The sequence below is a fragment of the Sandarakinorhabdus sp. FBCC-B8862 genome (genome assembly GCF_059745315.1).
This window is the reverse complement of sequence record NZ_CM185574.1, coordinates 1701519-1714811: the sequence shown is the minus strand read 5'-3', so window position 1 is coordinate 1714811 and position 13293 is coordinate 1701519. Positions and strand designations below refer to the sequence as shown.

Below are 13293 nucleotides of genomic sequence, written 5' to 3'. Positions count from 1 at the left end.
ACCACCGGGGGCGGGCGGTGCCGGGCGTTTTGGCGGGCGGGTGGGGTGCCAGAGGGGGCGTCTGGCATCACCACCGGCCGCTTCGGCAGGCAGGGACGGCCCCTGCCACTGCCTGCCGGTGCGTCAATCGATCAGCCGCCGACCTTTTCGGCTTCGATCGCGGCCATGGTGGCCGAACGGGTGGCCTGCAGCGTTTCGATGTAGCAGGTGTATTCCTGGGCGGCCGCCCAACGCTCGTTCGAGGTGCCATGGCACACTTCCTTCGAAGCGGTGCGCAGGCGGTTTTCCAGGCGGTCGCGGCCGGCCTTGCTGCCCAGATCGAGATCGGCATAGGAGACATGGGCAACCCGGTGGCCATCGGCGCTCACGCTGTAGGCGATCTGGGCGTTGGCGGGGGTGGTGGCACCGGCGATGCACAGGCCGGCGAACAACAGGGTGCCGGCGGCGCCGACAATGTTGCGGGAGAAATTCTTGGCAGAAGCAAACATGGGGGACCTCTTCGCTTTGGTTCGGCTGCCGGACCATCCGGCCTCCGATGCCAACAGCATTGCAACGGCCGTGCCAACTGCCCTGATTTTTGCTGACACTTGAAATATCAATGAGTTGGATGATCTGGCGTGTTACAGCAGCATGACGGAACCATATTTGAAATCCGGAATATTGGGAATTTTTCCCATATTTCGGCATTGAACCTGCCGCCCAATATCGCTTGGCACCAATCCCTTGCTGGTGCATAGGATAAGCCACACACCATGCTCACCCAGCGATCCCGCTATGCGCTGCGCGCGCTCATCTTCATTGCCCGTTCGGGCAGCGTGGAACCGGTGCCGATTTCGGCGATTGCCGCCGATCAGAAGCTGCCGCGCAAATTCCTTGAAGCCATATTGCTGGATCTCAAGAATGGCGGCCTGGTCAACAGCTTCCGCGGCAAGATGGGCGGTTATCGCCTGGCGCGGCCGGCCAGCCAGATCAGCTTTGGCGAGATCATCCGCCTGATCGAAGGGCCGCTGGCGCTGGTGCCCTGCGTGTCGATCACCGCCTATCAGCGCTGTCATGATTGTTTCGAGGAAACCACCTGCGTCATCCGCAAGGTGATGCTGGTCGTGCGCGAACAGACGGCCAATATCCTCGATACCACCAGCCTCGCTGATCTGTCGCTCGATCGCCTCGCGGCCTGATCCCAGAGCGGTTTCCGACCAATCTGAACCACCGTCATCGCCCTTGCGGGCGACCCCATTCGGGGCGGGCTGATTTTGGCCCGGTGCGGCGTCGCTGCGTCAGTTGCAATGCGCTGCATTGCGCCCTCCTTGCTTCTTGCACCGAACCAAAATCGGCTCCGTGCTGCTGATCCAGATTGGTCGGAAACCGCTCTAACGCACCGGAACGTCGGGCAGCGCCGGGATCAACCGCAGGCGTTGGCCATCATCGCTGATCAGCGTCGCGCCGCCGCGTGCATCAAATTCCACCCGCTTGGCGGCGTTGAGCAGTGCGATCACCCGGGCCTCCACCGCCATGACGGCGGGCGGGCAGGCCATGCGGGTGCCGGCCACTGGCCCGATACCGATCGTGGCGCCAGCCTGTTGCCAGCCGCCGGCCAGCCGGTTGCAGCCCGCCGTGCCGGCCACGTTGTCGGCGGTGAAGGCCAGTTCGCCGCGCGCCACCGGCCCGCCGCCGTTCAGATCGGCCATGGTCCAGCGGCCAACCAGGCTGCCCGTTGCCACCGGCGGCTTGCCCGACAGCGCCTGGCCCAGCTGCCGCCGCTCCGCCTGGCAGCCCGCCAGGCTGGCCAGCGCCAGCAGCGCGATCAGTGCCCGCCTCATGGCACCGCCGCCAGGCTGGCAACCAGCGCCTGCATGGCCGATTGATCGACCAGGATGGCGCCATCGACTGGCCGGTCGAGATCGAGGATCAGCATGATCGTCAGCCCCATCAACAGGAACAATATGCCCGATGCCAGCCGGTGCCGCTGGCCATGGGCATCGAGCACATAGCCGAGCAGGAAGCAGGTGACCGCGGCGAACAGCACCAGCAGCAGCATCACCTCGCCGGGCACACGGGCGGCCACCGCCTTTTCGCGCTGGGTGCCGGTGTCGAGCACGGCGTTGACGGCCGCCACCAGGCTGACGGCGCGCGGGCCATCCAGTGTCGCCTGGGCGGCCGTGGTCAGCTGCCACACGGTGTTGCGCTGGGCAGCGGCGCGGGCGAGCTTGTCCGTCTCGTGCGGCAGCGGGCTGGATTGGCGCAGCCCGGCATAATCGCGCAGGGCATTCTGCAGCGCCGGCCCGTGCGGGGCCGGCACCAGCCCGGCGCGCAGCCAGGCGGTGCCGATGTCATTGGCTTCCTGCACCACCAGCTGCCGCCGCTCGTCATAGCGGTCGAGCGCCATCGAAAAGGTGAAGCCGAGCAGCAGCGCCAGCACGAGCAGCGCGGTGGAGAGGACCTGGGTTTCATCCTCGCCGCCACCGGTGCCGCCATAGCGGCGGTGGCAGGCAAAGCCCAGTTCGGCCGCCAGCAGGAAGATGGCCAGCAGCACCGCCGGAATGGCGGGCAGCGGCACCTGATCGAGCAGGGCAGCGAGCGCGTTGATCAACCGCGGCCCTTCCGCAGTTCATCACGGATTTCGGCCAGCAGCGCTTCGCTGGGCGTCGGGCCGGGCGGTTCGGCGGGCGCGGCCGGTGCCGGCGCCATCGCCTTGTTGGCGGCCTTGACCATCAGGAAGATGACAAAGGCGACGATGAGGAAATTGATCAGCGCGGTGAGGAACTTGCCATAGCCGAACAAAGCGACGCCGGCCTTTTTCAGCGCCTCGTAATCGCTGGGGCTGCCCTTGTAGTCCGCGGGAACGTCACCCAGCACGACGAACAGGCTGGTGAAATCGATGCCGCCGGTGAACAGGCTGACGATCGGCATCACCAGATCCTCGGTGAAGGCCGACACAATGGTGCCAAAGGCGCCGCCGATGATCACGCCCACCGCCAGATCCAGCACATTGCCGCGTGCGATGAACGCCTTGAATTCCTGCAGCATCCCCATGCCCCCTCTTGAAATCCCCGTTGGCGCACTATCTTGTTGGACATTGCGCTGTGCTATCACTGTGCCACAGTTCGCGGCCCGCGCAAGCCGCTGCAACCGGAGAGTTTCATGGCTATCGCCACCCGCCGTTCCGCCACCCTGCTTGCCCTCGCCGGCAGCGCCGCCCTGCTGTCGGGCTGCGGCGTCAACAGCATTCCCGCCAAGGAAGAGGCGGTGAAGGCCAAATGGGCCGATGTCGAAAACCAGTATCAGCGCCGGGCCGATCTGATCCCCAATCTGGTCGCCACGGTGAAGGGCTATGCCGCCCAGGAAAAGGATGTGCTGGAAGGCGTGACCAAGGCCCGCGCCAGCGCCACCCAGGTGACGGTGGACCCGACCAAGCTGTCGGACCCGGCGCAGCTGGCGCAGTTTGAACAGGCGCAGGGCGCGCTCGGCCAATCGCTCGGCCGGCTGCTGATGACGGTGGAAAAATATCCCGAGCTGAAATCCAACGAGCAGTTCATGGCGCTGCAGAGCCAGCTGGAAGGCACCGAGAACCGCATCGCGGTTGCCCGGCGCGATTACAATCTGGCCGTGCAGGATTATAACACCGAAATCCGCACCTTCCCGACACTGATCACCGCCAAGGTGGTCTATGGCGCCCAGCCGATCGCGCCGTTCAAGGCCACCACGGTGAATGCCGACAAGGCGCCTGAGGTGAAGTTCTAGTCTGTTTCCTCTGGCCGCGAAGGGCGCGCCATGATCATGCCCCCTGATGTTCGCCGGCTGGCCAGTCTGGCCTTCTGGCTGTCGGCGCTGCTGCTCATCCTGCAGCTGGCAGCGCCGGCGTTCGCCGATCCGGTGTTTCCCAAGCTCAGCGGCCGGGTGACCGATGCCGCCGGCGTGCTGCCGGCCGATGTCGTCGCCCGGCTGGATGGCAAGCTGAAGACGCTGGAAGACACGACCGGCGCCCAGCTGGTGGTGGCGACCGTGCCCGATCTCGGCGGCTACGAGATCGAGGACTATGGCTATCAGCTCGGCCGCGCCTGGGGCATCGGCCAGAAGGGCCAGAACAACGGCGCCATCCTGATCATCGCCCCGGCCCAGCGCAAGCTGCGCATCGAGGTGGGCTATGGCCTGGAAGGCACGCTGACCGACGCCGTCTCCAGCCGGATCATCCGTGGCAGCATCGTGCCGCGCTTCAAGGCCGGCGATCTCGCGGGCGGGGTGGAGGCTGGCACCGACGAGCTGATCGCCCTCCTCCAACTGCCGCCCGATCAGCAGCAGGCGGCGGTGAAGCAGCTGAGCCAGCGCGCCGACAGCGCCGACGATGGCCCCGGCATTGGCGCGCTGGTGTGGCTGGTGATCATCATCATCTGGATCATCATCGCCACCCGGCGCGGCGCGCGCGGACGCCGCAGTGGCCCGGTGATCATCTGGGGCCCCGATCTGGGCGGCAGCTGGTCCAACCGCCGCGACAGCGGTTGGGGCGGGGGCTGGGGTGGCGGCAGCGGCGGCGGTGGCGGCGGCTTTGGCGGCTTTTCGGGCGGGGGCGGCAGCTTCGGCGGCGGCGGCGCGTCTGGAGACTGGTGATGCTGTTCAACGACACTGATCGCGCCCGCATCGCTGCGGCCATTGCCGAGGCCGAAGCCGCCACGGCCGGCGAGATCGTGGTGATCGTCAACACCCGCCCGCGCCGCTATGCCGCCACCATGCTGGCTGCGGCCGCGCTGGCCGCCTTCACCCTGCCGTTCGCCGCCGTGCTGCTGGGCTGGACGCCGTCGCTGCTGTTCCCGGATTGGGATTCACTCGATGCCGCCACCCGCGAAGCCCATGGCATCGAAGGCTTTGCCGCCGTGCAGGCGCTGTGCTTCCTCGCCACGCTGGCGCTGGTCGCGCTGGCCCGGCTGGACCGCGCCCTCACCCCGCGCGGCCTGCGGCGGGACCGGGTGCACGCCGCCGCGCTGACCCAGTTCCGCGCCCGCGGCCTCACCCGCACCGCCGGCCGCACCGGCGTATTGCTCTATCTCGACGAGGCGGAGCGGGTGGCCGAGGTGATCGCAGATGATGGCGTGTTCGCCTGTGTCGCGCCCGAAGACTGGGCCGAAACCATCGCGGCGCTCACCGGCGGCATCAAGGCCGGCCGCGCCGCCGATGGCCTGGTCACCGCCATCGCCCGCGCTGGCGCCGTCCTTGCCCGCCACCTGCCGCGCCGCGACGATGATGTGAACGAACTGCCCGACGCGCTGATCGAACTTTGAGATCCTCCCCCAGAGGGGGAGGATCATGCTGCCTTCAGGCCGCTGCGCTCGCCCGCGCCGCCACCCGGTCGCGCCAGGCCGGCAGCCATTTCAGGCCATCGGGAAGCGGCTGGCCCACCTGCGCGCCGAATTCGACAAAGCAGAACAGCAGGATATCGGCCAGGGTGAAGCGGTCGCCGCACACCCAATCGCCCGCCATCAGCCCATCCAGCCACTGCAGCTTCTTTGCGGCAATTGCCTTCAATTCCTGCCCGGCATCGACCGACACCAGCGGAAAGCGCGGTTCGAACATCGGCCGGCCTTCGGTTGCGCGAAAGCCGTTGGCCATCGGCTCGCAATAGCCCAGATCGATGATCCGCACCCAACGCCGCGTCTGCGCCCGCTCCGCCGCCGTGGTGCCGATGATCGCCGGGGCAGGGTGCAGCTCCTCCAGATATTCGGCGATCACGGTGATTTCCGACACCACCTGTCCGCTGTCCAGCTCCAGCGCCGGGGTGCCGCCGGCCGGCACCTTCTTGATATAATCGCCCTGGCGGTTGTGGCCGGCGCGGATGTCGATGGTCTCGGTCGGGATGGTCAGGCCCTTTTCCGCCATCGCCATGCGCACCACGCGCGGGTTGGGGCCGATCGAATCATAAAACAGCATCGTCATTCTCCTGCAGTTCGCACCAGATCGATGGCACGCATGGATTGCACCGGATCATCGGCCGGCAATGGCCAGTCGCCGCGCCCGGCCACCAGCGCGACAAAGGCCGCCAGCTGGGCATCATAACTGCCCGGTTCGGCCGGGCTGGGAATATCCACCACGCCGCCGGCCGTCTCCAGCCTTATGCCATGGCCGCCGCGCTGGGGGGCGAGCGGATTGGCGATGGTCAGCACGCCCAGTTCGCCCTCGATCCGCAATTCCGCCCCGAACGGCGCTGCCATGTCGGCCGCGACCCGCGCCGTCACCTCGCCCGCCAGGTCCAGCGTGGCGGCAAAGGCGCCATCGGCCTGCCGCTCGCGCCGCATCACCACGTCGCGCGCCCGCACCGGCTCGCCGGCCACGGCGCGCACCCAGGTCAGCGGATAGACGCCCAGATCCATCAGCGCGCCGCCGCCCAGCCCCGCCTGCCAGCGGAATTCGGCGGCATCGGTCTTCACGGGCGCGTTGAACCAGGCCTCCACATGGCGCAGCCGGCCCAGCGTCGGCAGATGCTGCGCCACAATCGCCCAGAAGGCATGGCAACGGCTATGCTGCGCCTCCACCATCACCACACCCGCCGCCGCCGCTTGCGCCAACAGGGTCTCGGCCTCGGCCGCGTTCAGCGTGAAGGGCTTTTCCACCAGGCAAGGCTTGCCGGCAGCGATGGCCAGCCGCGCCTGTTCCAGGTGAAAGGCCGGCGGCGTCGCCACATAGATGGCATCGATGTGCGCGTCGGCCACCATCGCGGTATAGTCGCCAAAGCTGCGCGCGATGCCGTGGGTGGCGGCATAATCGGCGGCCCGGCCCGCATCGCGCGCTGCCACGGCCGCCACCACCACATCATCACGCGCCCGCGCCGGGGCGATCAAGGCATAGGTCGCCACCCGTGCTGCACCGATGATGCCGATGCGCAGCGTCATGATTGCAATTCCGCGATGATGCGTTCCTGGGCGGCCTTGTCGATGGTCCAGCCCCAGGCCAGCCAGGCGGCACCGGCCGATGCGATGATCGGCGGCAGCAGGAACAGCGCGATCAGGCCATCGATCGCCGTCGCCGTGTTGCCGGCCCCCAGTTTTGCATCAAAGCCCACCATGTCGAGCACGATATAGGCGAGGCCAACCGGAATGGCGTAACCCAGCTTCTGCACCCCCACCAGCACGGCATAGTAAAGCCCGGCGTTGTTGCGCCCGGTGGCCAGCGTTTCGGCATCGGTCACATCGGCCAGCATGGCGCGCACCAGGAAGGGCGGCGCCACCGCCGGCAGCCCGGCGAGCAGCATCCCGGCCGCGGCCACCCAGAAATCCGCCCGTGGTGCCAGCACCAGCGCCGCATGCAGCACCGCATAGCTGCCGATGGACCACGCCACCGCCTGATGTTTCGATGTGCGCCGCGCCACCCAGGCCCACAGCGGCGCGCCGATCAACCCGGCCGCGAAATAGAACAGCAGCAGCAGCCGCGCCTCGCTCACCGAAAAACCACGCGCCGCCTCGAAGAAGAACACCAGCAGCGCGCCGCCAAAGCCCGGCGGCAGGCTGGCCAGCAGATCGATCAGCATCAGCCGGCCCAGCAGCGGCCGTTTCAGCGCGCCCCACATCGCCCGCCAGCCATGATGTTCGCCCGTGGCCGGCTGGCCTTCTGGCACGCCCAGGCAGGCGGCGATCAGCGCCGGCGCCAGCAGCGCAATCAGCACCCAGCCCATGGCGTGCACACCCAGGCTTGCCGACGCTTCCAGCCCAAAGCGCGGGCCCAGCCAGTTCATCAGCGGCGGCACCGCCAGCATGCCGATCAACGCCACCATGTTGGCGGTTTGCCACCAGCCAAAGATGCGGCTGCGCTCGTGATAATCGGTGGACAGCGATTGCGCCCAGCTGGTGTGCGCCACCTGCGCCGCCGAATAGCCGGCATACATCACCAACAGGCCCAGAAAGGCGCGCAGCGGCGACAGGCCGGGCGGTGCAAAGAAACTCAGCGCCAGGCCCAGCGCCATCACCAGCCCGCCGATCAGAAGCCACGGCCGGAACCGGCCCAGCCGTGTCGCCGTCCGGTCAATCCCGCGCCCGAACAGCACATCCAGCGGCAGGTCCACCCAGCGCACGGCCGAAAACAAGATGCCGGTCAGCGCCAGATCCAGCCCCAGCGTGCCGGCATAATAAGGCGGCAGATACACCACCAGCGGCAGGCCCACGCCGGTCAGCGGCAGGCAGGGCGCGGCAAAGGCGGCCAAGGTCCGGCGTTTCAGATGCACATGTGGCCCCTCCCCAGGGTCGGATCGCACTGTGCGGTGCCACCGCCCGGCACGCAAGCCTGTGGAATGCGGCAGAGTTTCGCCCGGGGGCGCGCCGCCGGCGTTTTGTTAAGTTTTGCAAGATCGCCGGCAGCGCCGCCAAAGCGGCTTGACCATGATAGGCGCGCCGTTAACCATTTTCCGGCATTGCAACGGGGGTTCATATGCAGATCAAACATGCCGCTCTGGGCGCCGCGCTGTTCATCGCGTCCGCCGCCCAGGCCGCGCCGCCGTCCGGCGTCACGCTCGGTCCGGCCGGCAGCAGCTATTATGTCCAGTCATTTGGCGGCACGCCGGCCAATGGGTCCGGCCCCGGCGCGGGCACGGTGCCGGGGTCCGGCCCCGGCTCATCGGGCAGCTGGTCCATCGTCTATGGTGCCAGCCCGGCCATCAGCCTCAGCATCGATGGTCCCGGCGTTGGCAACATTTTCCTGCGCTACACCTATGCCATCACCGCCAACAGCCTGCAGGCGTTTGATGATTTCGCCAATTATCTGCTGCTCGATCCCAACAATGGCGCGGAACTGAACGGCTTCTACAGCGTTGAACTGGGCGGCCCCGGCCAGGGTGTGGACGCCTTTGCCTATGCGGCCATCAACACCGGCTTTGGTGAGGTGCGCTTCGAATGTGCCGGCGATGCCGGGCCCGGCCCGGATTGCACCGGCCTTGGCAACCAGCAGGGCTATATCGTCACTGGCGCGCTGGTGCCCGATCTCGCCAGCCTCAGCTTCTATGGCACCGTCGCCATGCAGGCGAGCATCTTCAAGTTGGGCAGCGGCCAGGCGCTGGCCTTCATCGATCCGATGATCAGCCTGCCCTCGGCCTATATCAACGGCGGTGGCAACGCGGCCAATTTCCAGGTCAGCACCAGCCCCAATCTGAACGCCGTTCCGGAACCGGCAAGCTGGGCGATGCTGATCGCCGGCTTTGGCCTCACCGGCGCGGTGGCCCGCCGCCGCCGCGTGGTTCAGGCCTGATCAGGCTGCCCGCCAACGGGCGTTTCAGGCAACCGCCCGCCGCCGGGCGGCCAGCGCCTTCAGGGCATGGTCCAGCCGGCCCAGCACGTGCGGGTGCAGGGCAGGGGTGGCCGCCGCCAGCCCGTGCACCAGTGGCTGCGGCTGGTTGAAGCGCAAGGGCTTGCCGTGGCGGTCGGTCACGCTGCCGCCGGCTTCGGTCAGGATCAGGCTGGCGGCGGCCACATCCCATTCCGCCACGCTGCGCCCCTCCATCCAGGCATCGGCCTCGTCGGCGGCCAGCATCGCCATGCGCAGCGCCAGGCTGTTGGGTTTGGCCACGGCGGTGCCCGGCCAGGGCGAAGGCCAGAAACTGGCATTGAGGTTGGGCGGATCGATCGGCAGGCGCACCCCCTCCAGCGTGGCCAGGCCCGACACCTGCAAACGCCGGCCGTTCAGCGTCGCGCCTTCGCCAGCACTGGCGGCATAGAGCCGCTGCTGCGCCGGGGCGGCCAGCACGGCAACGCGCACCGCGCCATCCTCCACCAGCGCCACCGAAACCGCCCAGCCGCTGCGGCCGCGCAGGAAATCGCGGGTGCCGTCGATGGGATCGACCACCCACAGCCGCCGCTTGTCCAGCCGGGTTGCGGTGTCGGCACATTCTTCCGACAGCCAGCCATCATCGGGCCGGGCGGCGGCGATCACGCCCTTCAGATAGGCGTTCACCGCCATGTCTGCCTCGCTCACCGGGCTGCCGTCGGCCTTGGCCCAGCTTTTTCCCGTGCGGCCGAAATGGCCCATGGCGATGGTGGCGGCATTGCCGGCAATCTCGGCGGCGAGGGCCAGGTCAGCGGCGCGTTCGCTCAACTGCCAGCCCTCAACTGCCTGCCACCATCATGCCATCAATGCGCAGGGTGGGCGCGTTGCTGGCGTGGCGGAAGGCCAGATCATTGGCCGCCACCAGGCGGGCAAACATGTCGATCAGATTGCCGGCGATGGTGATTTCCGCCACCGGCCGGGTGATCGCGCCATTTTCGATCAGGAAGCCGCTGGCGCCCCGGCTGTAATCGCCGGTCAGGCCGTTGACACCCATGCCGATCAGTTCGGTGACCAGCACGCCCTGTTTGATGTCGGCCATCAGCTCGGCCGGGGTCAGCGTGCCGCCTTCCAGGTGCAGATTGGTGGTGCCGGCACCGGGCGGGCCCGACGTGCCGCGGCTGGCATGGCCGGTGGGCTCCAGGCCCAGCTGGCGCGCGCTGGCCGAATCGAGCAGCCAGGTGGTCAGCACGCCATCTTCGATGATGGCGGTGCGGCGCGTCGCCAGCCCTTCGCCATCAAAGGCGCGGCTGCGCAGGCCGCGCAGGCGCAACGGATCATCGATGATGTGGATGCCGGCCGGCAGGATGCGCTGGCCAAGCTTGTCCTTCAGGAAACTGGTGCCGCGGGCAATCGCGCTGCCGGTGATGGCGCCGGCGAGATGGCCCAGCAGCGAGGTGGCGATGCGCGGATCAAACAGCACCGGCATGGCGCCCGAATTCAGCTTGATCGGGTTCAGCCGGCTGACAGCCCGTTGGCCGGCCCGCGCGCCGATGATGTCGGGCGATTCCAGATCGGCGAGGTGGCGGGCGCTGTGCCAGGCATAATCGCGCTGCATGTCGCCGCCGCTGCCGGCCACCACCGAGGCGGAGGTGCCGTGGCTGGTGGAACGCTTGGCGCCGCGAAAGCCGGTGGAGGTGGCCAGCGCCATCACCACAACGCCGGCCGAAGCGCCGCCGCCCTCGCTGTTGGTCACGCCCGGCACGGCGCGCGCCGCATCCTCGGCCGCCAGCGCGCGGGCCTTCAGCTCGGCCGAACTGGGCTCGGCCGGATCATCAATGTCGAGATCGGCAAACGGCCCGCTGGCCAGACGATCGGCCGGGGCCAGGCCGGCGAAGGGATCATCGGGCGCCAGCCGCGCCATCATCACCGCCCGCTCCGCGGCTTCGGTGAGGGCAGCGGCCGACAGATCGGAGGAGGAAACACTGGCCGACCGGTTGCCGACAAACACACGGATGCCCACCTCCTCGCCTTCGGAGCGGCCAACATCCTCCAGCTGGCCCAGCCGGACCGAGACCGAGGTGGAACCATCGCCGACGTAGAGCGCATCGGCAGCATCGGCGCCGGCGCGCTTGGCGGCGGCAAGGGCGGCATCAAGCCGGTTCAGGGCATCATCGGGGGAGAGCATGACCAAGATGTAGGGACGGGCAGGGCCGGTGTCACGGCCTATTCACGCGCGCTTTTGTCGCTTTCGTGCAATTCAGCCGGCGTTGGATCGGGCATAAGCATGCCAGGGTCGGGCGCCGGTGACGGGTGGGCCAGCCGGGGCCACAACAGGGTGCAGCGCGGGGTCGTGACCAATCCGGTCCGGCCCCGCAGCCATCTCTGGCCTCAGGCCAGGCCCACCGCCGCGCAAGCCGCCGCCAGCAACGCACCGGCCCACCGGTTGGCGCGGAACAGGGTGAGCGCGGTTTCGGGCACCGGATCCGCCAATCTTGCCACCTGCCAGCCAAAATGTGCCACCAGCGGCAGCAACGCGGCCACCGCCAGCGGTTGCGCGGCCACCAGATAGAACGAAATTGCCCACAAGATCAACGCGATGGCGTAAAACAGCGCCACACCGGCCCGCGCCCTGCCGCCCAGCGCCCGCGCCGAACTCTTGATGCCGGCCAGCGCATCATCCTCGATATCCTGCAGGGCATAGATGGTGTCATAACCCAGGGTCCAGGCGATGCCGCCCGCCCACAGCAGCCAGCCTGGCAGTGACTGGGCGGGATCGGTGATCGGCGCCACCGCCGCCCAGCCAACCAGCGCCCCCCAATTGAAGGTGAGGCCCAACCAGGCCTGCGGCCACCAGGTGATGCGCTTCATGAAGGGATAGGCCGCAACTGGAAAAAGGCTTGCCAGTGCAACCAGTTGTGCGGTTGTGCGCAGCTGCAGCAGCACGATGAGGCCGATCAGCGACAGTGCCACGGCAAAGGCCAGCGCCGCCTTCACTGATACCCGGCCCGCCGCCACCGGCCGCAGGCGGGTGCGCTCCACCTGGGCATCGAGATCGCGGTCCACAATGTCGTTCCACACGCAGCCGGCACCCCGCATGGCCAGGCTGCCAAGGCCGAACCACAGCAATAACAAGGGCTTGTGGGAAATCCCGCCGGCCAGCGCCAGCCCGGCGACGCACGGCCAGAACAGCAGCCAGGTCCCCGCCGGCCGGTCCATCCGCGCCAGCCGGGCATAATCCTGCACCCGCGTCGGCAGCCAATCAATCCAGCCCTTCACGGCATCTGGTGTTATCGGGGCAGGGGGCGTAACCACGGGGCCCATGAGCGAAGAAGCGCCCCGTTTGTCAACCACGCCGCGGCTGTTCGTCACCGATGCGCTGGCCGCCGGCACCGCCATCACGCTGGACCAGCCACAATCCCACTATCTTGCCAATGTGATGCGCCGCCAGCCCGGCGATCTGGTCCGCCTGTTCAACGGCCGCGACGGCGAATGGGCAGCGCGGGTGACGGCGGTGGCGAAAAAGGCGGTGACGCTGGCCGCCGAATGGCAGAGCGCGCCGCAGCAGTCGGTGTCCGATCTCTGGCTCTGCGCCGCGCCGTTGAAAAAGGGCCGCATCGACTGGCTGGTGGAAAAGGCCTGCGAACTGGGCGTCGCCCGACTGCAACTCGTCACCACCGCCCGCACGGTGGTGGACAAGCCGAACCGCGACCGGCTGCAGGCGCATCTGGTTGAAGCGGCAGAACAATCCGGCCGCACCGCCCTGCCCGATCTGCCCGAACCGGTCACGCTCGACCGGCTGCTGCGCGATTGGCCGGCGGGCCGCGCCCTGATCTTTGCCGATGAACAGGGTGGTACGCCCTTGGCCCGGGCCAACGCGCCGGCGCCGGCCGCCATCCTGATCGGCCCGGAAGGCGGCTTCACCGCCCCGGAACGCGACGCCATCCGCGCCCATCCGGCCACCGTGCCGGTCAGCCTTGGCGCCAACATCCTGCGCGCCGAAACCGCCGCGCTGGCCGCGGTGGCGGTGTGGCAGGCGTTGAACGGGCATTGAAGGGGAGG

At 68.2% G+C, this 13293-nt stretch carries 16 protein-coding genes; 6 read left to right on the top strand and 10 right to left on the bottom strand.

Going from position 1 to position 13293, the window contains the following annotated elements; all coding sequences use genetic code 11:
- Positions 1–131: 131 nt before the first annotated feature.
- On the bottom strand, positions 132–488 hold the full coding sequence (locus AC6BOR_RS08380; RefSeq protein WP_498058028.1) for a UrcA family protein: 357 nt from the start codon (positions 486–488) through the stop codon (positions 132–134).
- A gap of 264 nt (positions 489–752) precedes the next feature.
- Here AC6BOR_RS08380 and AC6BOR_RS08375 point away from each other — a divergent pair, with 264 nt between their 5' ends.
- Complete coding sequence (locus AC6BOR_RS08375; RefSeq protein WP_498058027.1) at positions 753–1178, top strand: RrF2 family transcriptional regulator; 426 nt, start codon at positions 753–755, stop codon at positions 1176–1178.
- Between the two features lie 192 nt (positions 1179–1370).
- Here the strand turns inward: AC6BOR_RS08375 and AC6BOR_RS08370 are convergent, their stop codons facing one another.
- The 3 genes from AC6BOR_RS08370 to mscL are packed head-to-tail and all read right to left on the bottom strand — an operon-like array spanning position 1371 to position 3033.
- Positions 1371–1820 (bottom strand): META domain-containing protein, encoded by a 450-nt coding sequence (locus AC6BOR_RS08370; RefSeq protein WP_498058026.1) that lies wholly within the window; start codon positions 1818–1820, stop codon positions 1371–1373.
- Positions 1817–2590 (bottom strand): bestrophin-like domain, encoded by a 774-nt coding sequence (locus AC6BOR_RS08365; protein ID WP_498058025.1) that lies wholly within the window; start codon positions 2588–2590, stop codon positions 1817–1819. Before AC6BOR_RS08365 ends, AC6BOR_RS08370 begins: the two co-directional genes overlap by 4 nt.
- Positions 2587–3033 (bottom strand): large conductance mechanosensitive channel protein MscL, encoded by a 447-nt coding sequence (gene mscL, locus AC6BOR_RS08360; RefSeq protein ID WP_498058024.1) that lies wholly within the window; start codon positions 3031–3033, stop codon positions 2587–2589. The genes AC6BOR_RS08365 and mscL overlap by 4 nt, the downstream gene beginning before the upstream one ends.
- A gap of 108 nt (positions 3034–3141) precedes the next feature.
- On the opposite strand from mscL, the gene AC6BOR_RS08355 reads away from it, so the two are divergent.
- Genes AC6BOR_RS08355 through AC6BOR_RS08345 form a run of 3 tightly spaced genes read left to right on the top strand, consistent with a single transcriptional unit; the run spans position 3142 to position 5273 of the window.
- Positions 3142–3741 (top strand): LemA family protein, encoded by a 600-nt coding sequence (locus AC6BOR_RS08355; protein WP_086116147.1) that lies wholly within the window; start codon positions 3142–3144, stop codon positions 3739–3741.
- A 30-nt stretch (positions 3742–3771) separates the two neighbouring features.
- On the top strand, positions 3772–4605 hold the full coding sequence (locus AC6BOR_RS08350) for a TPM domain-containing protein (RefSeq protein WP_498058023.1): 834 nt from the start codon (positions 3772–3774) through the stop codon (positions 4603–4605).
- A complete protein-coding gene (locus tag AC6BOR_RS08345; RefSeq protein WP_498058022.1) occupies positions 4605–5273 on the top strand; it encodes a TPM domain-containing protein in 669 nt (222 codons plus the stop codon). The genes AC6BOR_RS08350 and AC6BOR_RS08345 overlap by 1 nt, the downstream gene beginning before the upstream one ends.
- 34 nt (positions 5274–5307) lie before the next feature.
- Here AC6BOR_RS08345 and AC6BOR_RS08340 read toward each other — a convergent pair whose 3' ends face one another.
- From AC6BOR_RS08340 to AC6BOR_RS08330, 3 genes are read right to left on the bottom strand one after another with little or no spacing between them, the layout of a single operon-like run.
- Positions 5308–5925, bottom strand: a complete 618-nt coding sequence (locus tag AC6BOR_RS08340; RefSeq protein WP_498058021.1) for a glutathione S-transferase family protein — start codon at positions 5923–5925, stop codon at positions 5308–5310.
- Positions 5922–6878 carry a Gfo/Idh/MocA family protein gene (locus AC6BOR_RS08335; RefSeq protein ID WP_498058020.1) on the bottom strand — a complete coding sequence of 319 codons (957 nt, stop codon included), beginning with the start codon at positions 6876–6878 and terminating at the stop codon, positions 5922–5924. The genes AC6BOR_RS08340 and AC6BOR_RS08335 overlap by 4 nt, the downstream gene beginning before the upstream one ends.
- On the bottom strand, positions 6875–8203 hold the full coding sequence (locus AC6BOR_RS08330) for an MFS transporter (RefSeq protein WP_498058019.1): 1329 nt from the start codon (positions 8201–8203) through the stop codon (positions 6875–6877). Before AC6BOR_RS08330 ends, AC6BOR_RS08335 begins: the two co-directional genes overlap by 4 nt.
- A gap of 203 nt (positions 8204–8406) precedes the next feature.
- Between AC6BOR_RS08330 and AC6BOR_RS08325 the strand changes: the two genes are divergently transcribed.
- Positions 8407–9219, top strand: a complete 813-nt coding sequence (locus AC6BOR_RS08325) for a PEPxxWA-CTERM sorting domain-containing protein (RefSeq protein ID WP_498058018.1) — start codon at positions 8407–8409, stop codon at positions 9217–9219.
- A gap of 24 nt (positions 9220–9243) precedes the next feature.
- Here AC6BOR_RS08325 and AC6BOR_RS08320 read toward each other — a convergent pair whose 3' ends face one another.
- From AC6BOR_RS08320 to ubiA, 3 genes are all read right to left on the bottom strand, one after another.
- Positions 9244–10062 (bottom strand): inositol monophosphatase family protein, encoded by an 819-nt coding sequence (locus AC6BOR_RS08320; RefSeq protein ID WP_498058017.1) that lies wholly within the window; start codon positions 10060–10062, stop codon positions 9244–9246.
- A 10-nt stretch (positions 10063–10072) separates the two neighbouring features.
- A complete protein-coding gene (locus AC6BOR_RS08315; RefSeq protein WP_498058016.1) occupies positions 10073–11419 on the bottom strand; it encodes a TldD/PmbA family protein in 1347 nt (448 codons plus the stop codon).
- Positions 11420–11622: 203 nt separating this feature from the next.
- Complete coding sequence (ubiA, locus tag AC6BOR_RS08310; protein WP_498058015.1) at positions 11623–12555, bottom strand: 4-hydroxybenzoate octaprenyltransferase; 933 nt, start codon at positions 12553–12555, stop codon at positions 11623–11625.
- On the opposite strand from ubiA, the gene AC6BOR_RS08305 reads away from it, so the two are divergent.
- Entirely contained in the window at positions 12554–13285 is a 732-nt protein-coding gene (locus tag AC6BOR_RS08305; protein ID WP_498058014.1) for a 16S rRNA (uracil(1498)-N(3))-methyltransferase, read from the top strand. The genes ubiA and AC6BOR_RS08305 overlap by 2 nt on opposite strands.
- The last annotated feature ends 8 nt before the right edge of the window (positions 13286–13293 follow it).

Coding starts and splice junctions, on each gene's coding strand:
- AC6BOR_RS08380 (WP_498058028.1), bottom strand. CDS start 488: ATGTTTGCTTCTGCCAAGAATTTCTCCCGCAACATTGTCGGCGCCGCC.
- AC6BOR_RS08375 (WP_498058027.1), top strand. CDS start 753: ATGCTCACCCAGCGATCCCGCTATGCGCTGCGCGCGCTCATCTTCATT.
- AC6BOR_RS08370 (WP_498058026.1), bottom strand. CDS start 1,820: ATGAGGCGGGCACTGATCGCGCTGCTGGCGCTGGCCAGCCTGGCGGGC.
- mscL (WP_498058024.1), bottom strand. CDS start 3,033: ATGGGGATGCTGCAGGAATTCAAGGCGTTCATCGCACGCGGCAATGTG.
- AC6BOR_RS08355 (WP_086116147.1), top strand. CDS start 3,142: ATGGCTATCGCCACCCGCCGTTCCGCCACCCTGCTTGCCCTCGCCGGC.
- AC6BOR_RS08350 (WP_498058023.1), top strand. CDS start 3,772: ATGATCATGCCCCCTGATGTTCGCCGGCTGGCCAGTCTGGCCTTCTGG.
- AC6BOR_RS08345 (WP_498058022.1), top strand. CDS start 4,605: ATGCTGTTCAACGACACTGATCGCGCCCGCATCGCTGCGGCCATTGCC.
- AC6BOR_RS08340 (WP_498058021.1), bottom strand. CDS start 5,925: ATGACGATGCTGTTTTATGATTCGATCGGCCCCAACCCGCGCGTGGTG.
- AC6BOR_RS08335 (WP_498058020.1), bottom strand. CDS start 6,878: ATGACGCTGCGCATCGGCATCATCGGTGCAGCACGGGTGGCGACCTAT.
- AC6BOR_RS08325 (WP_498058018.1), top strand. CDS start 8,407: ATGCAGATCAAACATGCCGCTCTGGGCGCCGCGCTGTTCATCGCGTCC.
- AC6BOR_RS08315 (WP_498058016.1), bottom strand. CDS start 11,419: ATGCTCTCCCCCGATGATGCCCTGAACCGGCTTGATGCCGCCCTTGCC.
- AC6BOR_RS08305 (WP_498058014.1), top strand. CDS start 12,554: ATGAGCGAAGAAGCGCCCCGTTTGTCAACCACGCCGCGGCTGTTCGTC.
- ubiA (WP_498058015.1), bottom strand. CDS start 12,555: ATGGGCCCCGTGGTTACGCCCCCTGCCCCGATAACACCAGATGCCGTG.